Raw genomic sequence first — 14,146 nt, forward strand, 5'->3', positions numbered from 1 at the left:
CCAGCAGCGTCCACGCGGCCCGCGCCAGATGCGCGAGCAGCGCGCGCTGCGCCAGGCCAGCATGCCGCGTCCCGAGCCTGTCGTCGCCGAGGGCGACGCCGCGCCAGCGGAGGAGGGCGCCGCAGCCCCGGCCGGCAAGCCGCGCCACGAACAGCGCACCAATGGTCAGCAAAATCAGCGCAACGGCAAGAAAAAGAACGGCAAGCAGCGTGGCGGCCAGCAGAGCGCCGGCGGCGCCAAGCCGAACGACGCCGACGCCGCATTCTCCTACGTCACTTCGGACGCCTTCGACAGCGACGACGGCAAAGGCCGCCAGCAGCAGAAAACCGTGCGCCGCGACCTGACCGCCGAGGACGATGCGCCGAAGCTGCACAAGGTGCTGGCCGAAGCCGGCCTCGGCTCGCGCCGCGACATGGAAGAGCTGATCGTTGCCGGCCGCGTGTCGGTCAATGGCGAGCCGGCCCACATCGGCCAGCGCATCCTGCCGACCGATGCGGTGCGCATCAACGGCAAGCTGATCCAGCGTCGCGTGAGCAAGAAGCCGCCGCGCGTGCTGATCTACCACAAGCCGGCCGGCGAGATCGTCTCCATGGACGATCCGGACGGCCGTCCATCGGTGTTCGACCGCCTACCGACCATGAAGGCCGGCAAATGGCTGGCCGTGGGCCGCCTGGACTTCAACACCGAAGGCCTGCTGCTGTTCACCACCTCCGGTGACCTGGCCAACCGCCTGATGCACCCGCGCTACGGCATCGACCGTGAATACGCGGTGCGCACGCTGGGCGAGCTGGAAGAGGGCATGCGCCAGAAACTGCTGGCCGGCGTTGAGCTGGAAGACGGCATGGCGCAATTCTCCAAGATCGCCGACGGCGGCGGCGAGGGCATCAACAAGTGGTACCGCGTGATCATCGGCGAAGGCCGTAACCGCGAGGTGCGCCGCATGTTCGAGGCGATCGGCCTGACCGTGTCGCGCCTGATCCGTACCCGCTACGGCGCCATGACCCTGCCAAGCAGCCTGAAGCGCGGCCGCTGGGAGGAAATGGAGGAGAACGCGGTGCGCGGCCTGATGGCGGCGTACAGCGTCGAGAAAAAAGGCGGCGCCCAGCCGCCAAGTAGCAAGCAGCAAGCCAAGCCGGCCCAGAACAATGGTCCGGAGAAGCGCGGCCGCAACGGCAACCGCGACGTGCATGCCGAGCGCGCCGACCGTCGCGAAGAACGTGATTTCTACGACGACGATGAAGACGACGAAAACGAGCCGAACTTCAATCGCGCCGATCTGAGCAACGCCAACGCTCTGCCATTCGCCAAGCCGGCCCGCAACAATGGCCGCGGCCAGGGTGGCGGTTTTGGCGGCAACGGCGGTGGCAATGGCAACCGTGGCGGCAAGGGCCGTCAGGGTGGTCAGGGCGGCCAGGGTGGCGGTCAGACCTCCAGTCGTCCAGGCGGTCGTCCGCAGGGCATCGGTGCTTACGCCGGCGGCCGCCCGCTGGGCGAGGCGCCGGGTCCGCGCGCGCAAGGCCAGGGTAACCGCGGCCAGTCGCAAGGCCAGAGCCAGGGGCAGGGCCAAGGGCAGGGACGTGGCCAGCAGTCCAAGGGCCCGAGCCGTGGTCCGCGCCAGCCGGACCCGCTGCAAACCACGTTCGGCTTCGGCGCCGCCTCGGGTGCGCCGCGCCGTGGCCAGCCGCCGCGCGGCGGCGCCATCGACCATGGCATGCCGCGTCGCCGCAAGGGTTAATTTCAAAAAGTCCGCAGCTTCGTTGCGGCTCCTTGCCGTGCCGGTGCGCTGTCTTCGTCGCCGTGCCTCGGTGCGCGCATTTTGAAACAACCTCGAAGCACCTTTGCCTTGTTGTTTGCCTGTCATGCCGCCCATGCGGCATTGCAGCGCGATTCATATAAGGTTATAATGTCTAGCCTAGTAAAAGTTCAAAGTGCATTACAACACGACGAACTCTTCATCTGGCTAGGTGTTTCAAAAAGATGGGCAGATGCCCATTTTTTTTTTGTTGAACCGTTTTAACGGGCTTGTTTTGTGCCTCTGCATAAACAGGTCTTGAACTGGAGAATTTTCTTGCAGCTGCCGGAATTAATTGAAAAGACCGTCGCCGGTCTGGGCTATGAGCTGGTTGATGTCGAACGGGCCGAGCGCGGACTGCTGCGCGTGTTTATCGATTTCAGCGCGGAAGATGCCGAAGAAAAAGGTCCGATCACCGTGGAAGATTGCGCCACGGTCAGCCATCAGCTGTCGCACGTGCTGACGGTCGAGAACATTCCTTACGAACGTCTCGAAATCTCGTCGCCGGGCCTGGACCGTCCGCTGCGCAAGCTGTCGGATTATGTCCGTTTTGCCGGTTGCGAGGCAGTCATCAAGCTGCGCGCGGCCATGCCGGGTACGAACAACCGGAAGTCGTTCACGGGGATCCTGCTGGAACCCGAGGGCGAGAATTTGTCGTTGGAATTTGAAAGCAATGAAGGTCCGGCGCAGTTGGAATTTACGCTCGCCGATGTGGATAAGGCACGCTTGGTGCCACAGGTGGATTTTAAGGGACGCAAAGCATGAGTCGCGAAGTTTTGTTATTGGTAGACGCGCTGGCGCGTGAGAAGAACGTCGATAAAGATGTCGTTTTCGGCGCACTGGAATTCGCGTTGGCGCAAGCCACGAAGAAACGCTATGAGGGTGAAGTCGACATCCGCGTTTCGATCGACCGCGAGTCGGGTGAGTTCGAATCCTTCCGTCGCTGGCACGTGGTGCCTGACGAAGCGGGCCTGCAACTGCCGGACCAGGAAATCCTGCACTTCGAAGCCAAGGAACAGATTCCGGATATCGAAGTGGACGACCACATCGAAGAGCCGATTGAATCGGTGGAGTTCGGCCGCCGCTTTGCGCAAGACACCAAGCAGGTGGTCCTGCAACGCGTGCGCGACGCCGAGCGCGAACAGATTCTGGCAGACTTCCTGGAGCGCGGCGACTCGCTGGTCACCGGCACCATCAAGCGCATGGAGCGCGGCGACGCCATCGTCGAATCCGGCAAGATCGAAGCCCGCCTGCCGCGCGACCAGATGATCCCGAAAGAGAATCTGCGTATCGGCGACCGCGTGCGTGCCTACATCCTGCGCGTCGACCGCAATATGCGCGGCCCGCAGGTGATCCTGTCGCGCACCGCGCCAGAGTTCATCATGAAGCTGTTCGAGCTGGAAGTGCCGGAAATCGAGCAAGGCATGCTGGAAATTAAATCGGCCGCCCGCGACGCCGGCGTGCGCGCCAAGATCGCCGTCTACACCGCCGACAAGCGCATCGATCCGATCGGCACCTGCGTCGGCATGCGCGGTTCGCGCGTGCAGGCCGTGACCGGCGAGCTGGGTGGCGAGCGCGTGGACATCGTGCTGTGGTCGGAAGATCCGGCCCAGTTCGTGATCGGCGCGCTGGCCCCGGCCAACGTGTCGTCGATCGTGGTGGACGAAGAGAAGCACGCCATGGACGTGGTGGTGGACGAGGAAAACCTGGCCATCGCCATCGGCCGCTCCGGCCAGAACGTGCGCCTGGCGTCCGACCTGACCGGCTGGAAGATCAACATCATGACGGCCGAGGAATCGGCCGACAAGGCAGCCCAGGAAACCGCCGCGATCCGCGCGCTGTTCATGGAAAAACTGGACGTCGACCAGGAAGTGGCCGACATCCTGGTGGAAGAAGGCTTTGCCAGCCTGGAAGAAATCGCTTACGTGCCGATCTCGGAAATGCTGGAGATCGAATCGTTCGACGAAGATACCGTCAACGAACTGCGCACCCGCGCCCGTGACGCCCTGGTCACCGAAGCCATCGCTTCGGAAGAAGGCCTGGAAGGCATGGACGAGGCGCTGGTCGGTCTGGAAGGCATGGACCGCATCACCGCCGGCAAGCTGGGCCTGGCTGGTATCAAAACGGTAGACGCTTTTGCCGGCCTGGCTTATGACGAGTTCGGCGCCATCCTGGCCCTGTCGTCTGACCGCGCACGAGCACTGATTACGAGTGAATTTGAAGATGTGACCGACGATGAGATGAAGTTGGTTGATGCGAAGTACGACGACCGTGCCAAGGCGCTGCAAGCCAAGGCCTGGAGTCTGACCGAATCTGCAAAGGCTTAATTTGAGTATCTTTATCATCTCCGCGACACATAGAAAAGAGGACTGAATGGCGAGTAACAACGTAGCCCAATTTGCCACCGAACTGAAGATGCCTGCAGACTTGCTGCTGACGCAGCTGCGTTCTGCCGGCGTCGAGAAAGTGTCGGCGTCAGATCCATTGTCGAAAGAGGATAAGGATAAGCTGCTCGATCACCTGCGCCGCACCCACGGCGCCGGTGCTGAAGAGAAGAAGAAAATTACGCTGACGCGCAAGGAAACCACCGAGATCAAGCAGGCCGACGCCAATGGCAAGGCCCGCACGATTCAGGTCGCCGTCAAGAAAACGCGTACCTTCGTGCAGCGCGACGAACCGCTGACCACCACGCCTGCCGCCCCGGCGGCGCCGGTGATCGACGCGGCCGAAGTCGCACGCCGCGAAGAAGAGGCACGCAAGCAGGCCGAGCTGATCGCCCGCCAGGAAGCGGAACTGCGCGAGAAACAGGAGCGTCTGGCCAAGCTGGAAGCGGACAAAGCCGCCCAGGCCAAGGCCACCGCCGAAGCCGAAGCCGCCGCCAAGCGCGAAGCCGAGGAAGAGGCCAGGAAGGCCGCCGCCGCCAAGGCCGCCGCCGCCGCCGCACCTGCCGCGCCAGCCGTGGACAACGCCGCCGAGGAAGCCAAGCAAAAAGCCGCCGCCGAGGAAGCCCGGAAGAAGGCCGCCGCTGTCGCCAAGGAAGCCGCTGAACAAGCCGCCGCCACCGAGCGCGCGCGCCAGGCCGTGGCCGATGAAGTGGCGCAGATCAAGGCCATGATGAACGCGCCACGCCGCGCCATCAAGGCGCCTGAGCCGGCGCCGACGCCGGCCAAGCCGAAAGTTGCCGAAGGCACGCTGCACAAGCCGGCCACCGCCGCCAATGCGGCCAAGCCGGGCGAGAAGAAGGACGACAAGAAGCCAGTCAACGGCGGCGCCGACAAGAAGTCGATCAAGTCGGCCAATGTCTCGTCGACCTGGCAGGACGACGCCAAGAAGCGCGGCGCACCGGGCGGCTCGAAGGGCCGTGGCGGCAACGCCGGCGCCGGCGCAAGCACCGGCCGCGACAGCTGGCGCGGTGGCAAGGGCGGCCGTCGCCATCACCAGTCGGAAGAACGCGAAACCAACTTCCAGGCGCCGACCGAAGCCATCGTCAAGGACGTGCACGTTCCTGAAACCATCACCGTGGCCGAACTGGCGCACAAGATGTCGGTCAAGGCATCCGAGGTCATCAAGCAGCTGATGAAGCTGGGCCAGATGTGCACCATCAACCAGGTGCTGGACCAGGAAACCGCGATGATCGTGGTGGAAGAGATGGGCCACAAGGCCTTCGCCGCCGAGATCGACGATCCGGAAGCCATCCTGGCCGACCAGGGCGAGCACGCGCACTTCGAGTCCGTGCCGCGCGCCCCGGTGGTGACCGTGATGGGTCACGTCGACCACGGCAAGACCTCGCTGCTGGACTACATCCGCCGCGCCAAAGTGGCGTCGGGCGAAGCCGGCGGCATTACCCAGCACATCGGCGCCTACCACGTGGAAACCCCGCGCGGCATCATCACCTTCCTGGATACGCCGGGCCACGAAGCCTTTACGGCCATGCGTGCCCGCGGTGCGAAAGCCACCGACATCGTGATCCTGGTGGTGGCGGCCGACGACGGCGTGATGCCGCAAACCAAGGAAGCCATCGCTCACGCGAAAGCGGCCGGCGTGCCGCTGGTGGTGGCGATCAACAAGATCGACAAACCGGGCGGCAATATCGACCGTGTGACGCAGGAGCTGGTCGCCGAGAGCGTGGTGCCGGAAGAATACGGTGGCGAATCGCCATTCGTGCCGGTATCGGCCAAGACCGGCGAGGGCATCGACAATCTGCTGGAGCAAGTGCTGCTGCAAGCCGAGGTGCTGGAACTGAAAGCGCCGGTCGACGCGCCGGCGCGCGGCCTGATCGTCGAGGGCCGTCTGGACAAGGGCAAGGGCCCGGTGGCCACCATCCTGGTGCAGACCGGTACGCTGAAGCGCGGCGACGTGGTGCTGGCGGGTTCGTCCTACGGCCGCGTGCGGGCGATGCTGGACGAGAACGGCAAGCCGATCAACGAAGCCGGTCCTTCGATCCCGGTCGAAATCCAGGGCCTGACCGAAGTGCCGCAAGCCGGTGAAGAAGTCATGGTCATGGCGGACGAGCGCAAAGCCCGCGAGATCGGCCTGTTCCGTCAAGGTAAGTTCCGCGACGTGAAACTGGCGAAACAGCAAGCCGCGAAACTGGAAAACATGTTCGACCAGATGGCCGAGGGCGAGGTGAAGAACCTGCCGCTGATCATCAAGACCGACGTGCAGGGTTCGCAGGAAGCGCTGGTGGGCTCGCTGCAAAAACTGTCGACCTCGGAAGTGCGCGTGCAGGTGGTGCATGCCGCCGTCGGTGGCATCACCGAGTCGGACGTCAACCTGGCGGTCGCGTCGAAGGCGGTCATCATCGGCTTCAACGCCCGTGCCGACGCCCAGGCGCGCAAGCTGGCCGAGTCCAACGGCGTGGATATCCGCTACTACAACATCATCTACGACGCGATCGAAGAGGTGAAGGCGGCGCTGTCCGGCATGCTGGCGCCAGAGAAGCGCGAAACCGTTACTGGCCAGCTGGAAGTGCGCCAGGTCATCCTGGTGTCCAAGGTCGGCGCGATCGCCGGCTGCCTGGTCACCGATGGCGTGGTCAAGCGTACCTCGTCGGTCCGCCTGCTGCGCAACAACATCGTGGTGTGGACTGGCGAGATCGACTCGCTCAAGCGCTTCAAGGACGATGCGAAAGAAGTGCGCGCCGGTCTGGAATGCGGTCTGTCGCTGAAGAACTACAACGACATTCAGGTCGGCGATTCGCTGGAAGTGTTCGAAGTCCAGGAAATCGCGCGTACCCTGTAATTTCGGGTTAGCAAGGCAGTATCTGGTAAAGTGGACGGGCCCTCCCGTCCACTTGCCGTTTATGGAATCATCATGGCAAAACATAGCAAAAACATCCCACAGCGCGGTCAGCGCGTGGCCGATCAGATCCAGAAGGATTTGTCCGAACTGATCGCCTTTGAATTGAAAGACCCGCGCGTCGGCATGATCACGCTGGCCGAGGTGCAGCTGACCCCGGACTACGCGCACGCCAAAATCTACTTCACCATGCTGAAGGACGATGCGGAAACCGTGAAGAACACGCTGGCCGGTTTGAACGCCGCCTCCGGTTATCTGCGCAACCAGCTGGGCAAGCGCCTGCACATCCACACGCTGCCGCAGCTGCACTTTGTGCACGACACCTCGGCCGCGCGCGGCATGGCGATGTCGGCGTTGATCGACCAGGCCAACAGCACCCGCTCGCTCGACGACGGCCAAGAGTAATGAATCAAGCCCGTGTGAAACGCGTCCGCGATCTGGTGGACGGCGTGCTGCTGCTCGACAAACCGGTCGGCCTGTCCAGCAATGACGCGCTGATCAAAGCCAAGCGCGTGTTGAACGCCAAGAAGGCCGGCCACACCGGCACGCTCGATCCCTTCGCCACCGGCCTGCTGCCGCTGTGCTTTGGCGAGGCCACCAAGTTCTCGCAGGACTTGCTGGAAGCGGACAAGACCTACGACACCACCGTCCACCTCGGCCTGACCACCGACACCGGCGACACCGAAGGCCAGGTGCTGGAAACCCGCGAGGTCAATGTCACGCTGGAGCAGATCCACGCCGTGCTGGCGCAATTCCGCGGCCCGATCAAGCAAGTGCCGCCGATGTACTCCGCACTCAAGCGCGACGGCAAGCCACTGTACGAATACGCGCGCGAAGGCATCACGCTGGAACGCGAAGCGCGCGACGTGGTGATCCACAAGCTGGAACTGATCGCGTACCAGGCACCGTTCCTGAAGCTGTCCGTCACGTGCAGCAAGGGCACCTACATCCGCGTGCTGGGCGAGGACATCGGCAAGGCGCTGGGCTGCGGCGCCCACCTGAACGCATTGCGCCGCACGCAGGTGGGCGCGCTGACCACCGACCACATGATCACGCTGGACCAGCTGGCCGCGCACGCGGCGCCGCTGTCGCTGCTGTCGCCGGTCGACGCCTTGCTGTCCAGCTTCCCGGCCGTGCAGCTGAACGCCGACCTGGCCAAGCGCTTCCTGAATGGCCAGCGTCTGCCTTTGGGCAAGGAGCCGTCGATCGCCGTGCCCAAGGAACAGGGCAGGGTGCGCGTCTACCTGGACGACAAGTTGCTTGGCAGCGCCATCCTTGGCGAATACAGCATCCTGGCGCCCGAACGATTAATCGCATTTACACCGCAATAAAGCGATAAAGTTGCATCGCAACATGCTATACTAGAGGGCTTCGTGTACCTCGAAGGTACTCACTCGCAGTTTTTCCGCAAATATACAACCATGTCTAATACTAAACGCGCAATCCGCAACATTGCAATCATCGCCCACGTTGACCACGGCAAGACCACGCTGGTTGACCAACTGCTGCGCCAGTCCGGCACCTTCCGCGAAAACCAGGCGGTCGATACCCGTGTGATGGACTCGAACGACCTCGAAAAAGAGCGCGGCATTACGATTCTGTCGAAGAACTGCGCGGTTGAGTACGAAGGCACCCACATCAACATCGTCGACACCCCGGGCCACGCCGACTTCGGCGGCGAAGTGGAGCGCGTGCTGTCGATGGTGGACTCGGTGCTGCTGCTGGTGGATGCGCAGGAAGGCCCGATGCCACAGACCCGTTTCGTGACCCGCAAGGCGCTGGCTCTGGGCCTGAAGCCTATCGTGGTGGTCAACAAGATCGACCGTCCTGGCGCACGCGCCGACTGGGCGATCAACCAGACCTTCGAACTGTTCGACAAGCTGGGCGCCACCGATGAGCAGTTGGACTTCCCTATCGTCTACGCCTCGGGCCTGAACGGCTACGCCGGCCTGGACGAGTCCGTGCGCGGCGGCGACATGAAGCCGCTGTTCGAAGCCATCCTGAAATACGTGCCGGTGCGTGACGACAATCCGGACGGCCCGCTGCAAATGCAGATCACCTCGCTGGACTACTCGTCGTACGTGGGCAAGATCGGTATCGGCCGCGTCTCGCGTGGCCGCGTGAAAGCCGGCCAGGACGTCGTGTTCCTGAACGGTCCTGACGACACCCCGACCAAAGGCCGCATCAACCAGGTGCTGAACTTCAAGGGCCTGGAGCGCGTGCTGGTGGATGAAGCCGTTGCCGGCGACATTATCCTGATCAACGGTATCGAAGACATCGGCATCGGTTCGACCATCTGCGCGCCGGACACCCCGGACGCGCTGCCGATGCTGACCGTCGACGAACCAACCCTGACCATGAACTTCATGGTCAACACCTCGCCGCTGGCCGGCCGCGAAGGCAAGTTCGTGACCTCGCGCCAGCTGCGCGACCGTCTGGAAAAAGAACTGAAATCCAACGTGGCGCTGCGCGTGCTGCCAACCGACGACGACACCATCTTTGAAGTGTCGGGCCGCGGCGAGCTGCACCTGACCATCCTGCTGGAAAACATGCGTCGTGAAGGCTTCGAGCTGGCCGTATCGCGTCCGCGCGTGGTGTTCAAGATGGTGGACGGCGTGCGCGAAGAGCCGTACGAAATGCTGTCGGTGGACGTGGAAGAAGCCAACCAGGGCGGCGTCATGGAAGAACTGGGCCGTCGTCGCGGCGACCTGCAAAACATGGAATCGGACGGCAAGGGCCGTGTGCGCCTGGAGTACCGCATTCCTGCGCGTGGCCTGATCGGCTTCCAGGGCGAGTTCATGACCCTGACCCGTGGCACCGGCCTGATGTCGCACGTGTTCGATGCCTACGCTCCGGTCGACACCTCGAAAGGCGAACTGGCCGGCCGTCGCAACGGCGTGCTGATCTCGCAGGACGACGGCGCCGCTGTGGCTTACGCACTGTGGAAGCTGCAAGACCGCGGCCGCATGTTCGTCGAGCACAACACCCCGGTGTACGAAGGCATGATCATCGGTATCCACTCGCGCGACAACGACCTGGTGGTGAACCCGATCAAGGGCAAGCAGCTGACCAACGTGCGCGCTTCGGGCACCGACGAAGCGGTGCGCCTGGTGCCGCCAATTCAGATGTCGCTGGAATACGCGGTCGAGTTCATCGAGGACGACGAGCTGGTGGAAATCACCCCGAAATCGATCCGTCTGCGCAAGCGCTACCTGAAAGAGCACGAGCGTAAGAAGGCCTCGCGCGAAGGCGCGTAAGCCAGCGTTCGCCAGTGCAGAAAAAGCCGCCGCAAGGCGGCTTTTTTCATTTGCGTTTTCCTTGTTGGTGGGTTACTTTTGTGCGTGGCAGCATAAACGCATCGGAGGATCACGTGAATTGGTTCAGTAATCCCTTCAACCTTGCCCAGCAGGCTACCGACTACTGGATCGACGCCGCCCAGCGCTCCATCCTGTTCATGGACGTGCTGCGCGAACGCGGTGACGAGCGCAATCACCGCGCCGAACAAACCGCCCCGCACGTCCTCACTTTCCAGTTCGACGTGGTGATGGATGGCCGTCACCTCGAACGTCCCGTCAACTATGGCCTGCTGCGCATCTTGCAGCCGGACGGCATCGAACCGGATGCCACCAAGCGTCCTTTCATCGTGTTCGATCCGCGCGCCGGCCATGGTCCCGGCATCGGCGGCATGAAGCATGACAGTGAAATCGGCGTGGTGCTGAAGGCGGGCCATCCGTGCTATTTCGTCGGCTTCCTGCCGCACCCCGTGCCGGGTCAGACCATCGAGGACGTATGCCGCGCCGAGGCGCAGTTCATCGCCAAGGTGGCGGCGCTGCATCCCGAGGCGGACGGCAAGCCGGCGCTGATCGGCAACTGCCAGGCCGGCTGGCAAATCATGATGACCAGCGCACTGAATCCCGACCTGGTCGGGCCGCTGGTGCTGGCCGGCGCGCCGCTGTCGTACTGGGCTGGCGTGCGCGGCAAGAATCCGCTGCGCTACCTCGGCGGCATCCTTGGCGGCACCTGGATGACGGCGCTGGCGGGCGACCTCGGCAATGGCATCTTCGACGGCGCGCAGCTGGTCGCCAATTTCGAAAAGATGAATCCGTCCAACACCTTCTGGACCAAGAACTACCACGTCTACTCCAAGATCGACACCGAAGCGCAGCGCTTCCTGGAGTTTGAAAAATGGTGGGGCAATCCAGTGCTGCTGAACGCCGGCGAGATGCAGTACATCGCCGACTCGCTGTTCGTCGGCAATCGCCTGAGCGATGCGGCGCTGCTCGATAGCGCCGGGCATCGCATCGACCTGCGCAACATCAAATCGCCGATCGTGGTGTTCTGCTCGTGGGGCGACGACATCACGCCGCCGCAGCAGGCGCTGGGCTGGGTGCTGGATTTGTACGAGGACGACGCGGCGCTGGTCAGCGGCGGCCAGACCATCATCTACTCCATGCACCAGAGCATAGGCCACCTCGGCATCTTCGTCTCGGCCTCGGTGGCCAACAAGGAGCACGAGGAATTCACGGCCGCCATGGACATGATCGACATCATGCCGCCCGGCCTGTACGAAGCGGTGTTCCTCGATAAGGATGAGGAAATGCTGCAAGCCGAGATCGCCGCCGGCGACCTGGCGGCCGGCGATTATGTGATGCGCTTCGAGCGCCGCAACCTGGACGCGCTGCGCGCGCTGGGCGGCAACGACGTCGAGGATGAACGCCGCTTCGCCACCGTGGCCCGCCTGTCCGAAATCAACAAGGGCCTGTACCAGACCTTTGCCAGCCCGATCGTGAAGAGCATGGTGACCGAGGCCAGCGCCGAGCGCCTGCGCGAATCGCATCCGCTGCGCATGCGCTACACCGCCTTCTCCAGCAAGAACCCGCTGCTGAACCAGATTCCCGCGCTGGCCGAGAAAGTGCGCGCCGAGCGCCGTCCGGTGGGCGAGGACAATGTGTTCCTGCAAATGCAGGAGGCGTGGAGCAAGCAGATTGTCGAGGCACTCGACCGCTATCGCGATGTGCGCGACCAGGCCACCGAGAACATCTTCCTCAGCGTCTATGGCTCGCCGTTGCTGCAAGCGCTGGTGGGGCTGAACACGGACGGCGGCAAGCCGCGCCGCATCGGCCGCGATATCGCGCGCGAGGCGGCCACCAGCGCCAACCGCGCGGCGCTGGCGCTGCGCACCAAGGAGGGCGGCGTGACCGAGGCGATTATCCGCGGCTTGCTGTACATCTTCCGCAGCCCGGAAATGAGCGCGGCCGACGAGCGCGCCTTTGCGGCGATCCGCCAGCTGCATCTGCGCACCTCGGACGACAAGGTGATGAATGTGACCTTGTTGAAGAAAATCCTGCGCGAGCAGTATCTGATGTTGCAGGTGAACGAGGAGGCGGCGGTGAACGATTTGCCGGCGCTGCTGCCGGACGAGCCGGACGCGCGCCAGCAAGCGCTGGGCATCGTGCGTCAGGTGGCGGGCGCCACCGGCACGCTGACCGGCGAGGCCGCCACGCGGCTGGAGCGCATCGCCACCATCTTCGGTCCACAGGCGCCGGCGCTGGCGGTGGTGCGCAAGAAGAAGGGCGCGCCTTCCGCCGCCTAGAGTTTTTTCTGCATGAAGACGCTGAGCGGATCGTCCGGATAATCGCCGTACGGTCCGCAGCGTTCAAAGCCGTGGCGCATGTACAGGGCCAGCGCTTCCGGATTGTCCGGGCCGGTCTCCAGCACCAGTTGCGGGCAGCCGGCGTTGCGGGCGGTGTGTTCCAGCAGGTCCATCAGCTGGCGCGCGGTGCCGGCGCCGCGTGCGGCCGGACGCACGTACATGCGCTTGATCTCGCCATATTCCTCGCCCAGCACAATGGCGCCGCAGCCGACCGCCGCGCCATGCGCATCGCGCGCCACCGCGAAGCGGATATTCGGTTGCAGCAGGGTCTGCACATCCAGCGCGTACACGGATTCCGGTGGATAGAGTTGCAGCAGATAGGTATCCAGCTCGGCGATCAGTGTGTGCACTTCGGGCTGGTCGGGCGTTTCAAAGGTGATAGGCATGATATGTCATTTTGTTGGATGATAAATCCAGTATAATGGATTTCATGGACATCAATCAACTTATTGCCAGCCGTGTGCTGGCCCTGCGCAACGCGCGCGGTCTGTCGCTGGCGGCGTTGGCCGAGCGCAGCGGCGTCAGCCGTTCCAATATTTCCCTGATCGAGCGCGGCGAAAGCAGCGCCACCGCCACCGTGCTGGACAAGCTGGCCGGCGCGCTGGGCGTGACGCTGGCCTCGCTGTTTGCGGCCGAGGCGGCGGCGCCGTCGCCGCTGAGCACGCGCGCGCAGCAGCCGGTGTGGACCGATCCCGACTCCGGCTACACGCGGCGCCAACTGTCGCCCGGCGTGCGCTCGCCGATGCAGTTGGTGGAAGTGGTGTTCCCGCCGGGACGGCGGGTGTCATACGAGCAGCCGTCGCACAGCGCCGACATTTACCAGCAAGTGTGGCTGCTGGAGGGCACGATCACGGTGACGGCCGGCGAACAGCAATGGCAGCTGCAAGCCGGTGACTGCGTCGCCTTCCGTGAAGGCCAGCCCATCGCCTACGAAAATCCCGGCGCCACCCCGGCCCGCTACCTGGTGGGCCTGGTGACTTTGCCATTTAGCTTGCTCTGATCACGTTAACTGTGCATACTGTGTATATGAAGAGCGGTTTCGTATTTTCCCAGACTGACACCCGCCCCATGTATCAGCAAATCATGGAGCAGATCAAGCAGCGGATTGCGGTGGGCGATTGGCCGCCGCATACGCCGCTGCCGTCCGTGCGCGAGCTGGCGGTGGAGATCAAGGTCAGCGTCATCACCATCAAGCGGGCTTACCTGGAGCTGGCGCGGGAAGGTGTGATCGTCACCCAGCAGGGCAAGGGCAGCTGGGTCAACGATGTGCTCGACATGAAGGTGCTGCAACGCGAGGAGCTGATGCAGCACCTGGAGCAAGCCGGCAAGCTGGCGAAATCGCTGGGCCTGCCCGAAGAAAAAATCCTGCAACTGCTGAAGCAATTCATGGAATAGAAGGGGAC

Annotated in this window: 11 protein-coding genes; 10 read left to right on the forward strand and 1 reads right to left on the reverse strand. The window is 63.5% G+C overall.

Going from position 1 to position 14,146, the window contains the following annotated elements; genetic code table 11:
• The 8 genes from GM676_RS10545 to GM676_RS10580 all read left to right on the forward strand — a co-directional run.
• Positions 1-1,735: pseudouridine synthase (locus tag GM676_RS10545; RefSeq protein WP_155463502.1), on the forward strand; the 1,735-nt coding region annotated here is incomplete at its 5' end.
• A gap of 333 nt (positions 1,736-2,068) precedes the next feature.
• Positions 2,069-2,557, forward strand: a complete 489-nt coding sequence (rimP, locus tag GM676_RS10550) for a ribosome maturation factor RimP (RefSeq protein WP_155463503.1) — start codon at positions 2,069-2,071, stop codon at positions 2,555-2,557.
• Positions 2,554-4,119, forward strand: a complete 1,566-nt coding sequence (gene nusA, locus GM676_RS10555) for a transcription termination factor NusA (protein ID WP_155463504.1) — start codon at positions 2,554-2,556, stop codon at positions 4,117-4,119. The genes rimP and nusA overlap by 4 nt, the downstream gene beginning before the upstream one ends.
• A 46-nt stretch (positions 4,120-4,165) precedes the next feature.
• The gene (infB, locus tag GM676_RS10560; RefSeq protein WP_155463505.1) at positions 4,166-7,033 is read left to right on the forward strand and encodes a translation initiation factor IF-2; all 2,868 of its coding nucleotides are present in this window, start codon (positions 4,166-4,168) and stop codon (positions 7,031-7,033) included.
• Between the two features lie 72 nt (positions 7,034-7,105).
• Entirely contained in the window at positions 7,106-7,495 is a 390-nt protein-coding gene (rbfA, locus tag GM676_RS10565; protein WP_155463506.1) for a 30S ribosome-binding factor RbfA, read from the forward strand.
• Positions 7,495-8,421, forward strand: a complete 927-nt coding sequence (truB, locus tag GM676_RS10570; protein ID WP_155463507.1) for a tRNA pseudouridine(55) synthase TruB — start codon at positions 7,495-7,497, stop codon at positions 8,419-8,421. Before rbfA ends, truB begins: the two co-directional genes overlap by 1 nt.
• 90 nt (positions 8,422-8,511) lie before the next feature.
• On the forward strand, positions 8,512-10,347 hold the full coding sequence (gene typA / locus GM676_RS10575; RefSeq protein WP_155463508.1) for a translational GTPase TypA: 1,836 nt from the start codon (positions 8,512-8,514) through the stop codon (positions 10,345-10,347).
• Between the two features lie 113 nt (positions 10,348-10,460).
• Positions 10,461-12,683: a DUF3141 domain-containing protein gene (locus GM676_RS10580; protein WP_371866189.1), complete on the forward strand. Its 2,223-nt coding sequence runs from the start codon at positions 10,461-10,463 to the stop codon at positions 12,681-12,683.
• On the opposite strand, the gene GM676_RS10585 is transcribed toward GM676_RS10580, so the two are convergent.
• Entirely contained in the window at positions 12,680-13,129 is a 450-nt protein-coding gene (locus GM676_RS10585) for a GNAT family N-acetyltransferase (RefSeq protein ID WP_155463510.1), read from the reverse strand. The genes GM676_RS10580 and GM676_RS10585 overlap by 4 nt on opposite strands.
• A gap of 44 nt (positions 13,130-13,173) precedes the next feature.
• On the opposite strand from GM676_RS10585, the gene GM676_RS10590 reads away from it, so the two are divergent.
• Positions 13,174-13,743 carry a helix-turn-helix domain-containing protein gene (locus tag GM676_RS10590; protein ID WP_155463511.1) on the forward strand — a complete coding sequence of 190 codons (570 nt, stop codon included), beginning with the start codon at positions 13,174-13,176 and terminating at the stop codon, positions 13,741-13,743.
• Between the two features lie 68 nt (positions 13,744-13,811).
• Positions 13,812-14,138, forward strand: coding sequence for a GntR family transcriptional regulator (locus tag GM676_RS10595; protein ID WP_155463512.1), 327 nt, complete (start codon positions 13,812-13,814; stop codon positions 14,136-14,138).
• Positions 14,139-14,146: the final 8 nt, after the last annotated feature.

It is taken from the genome of Duganella radicis (assembly GCF_009720825.1).
GTDB lineage: Bacteria > Pseudomonadota > Gammaproteobacteria > Burkholderiales > Burkholderiaceae_D > Rugamonas > Rugamonas radicis.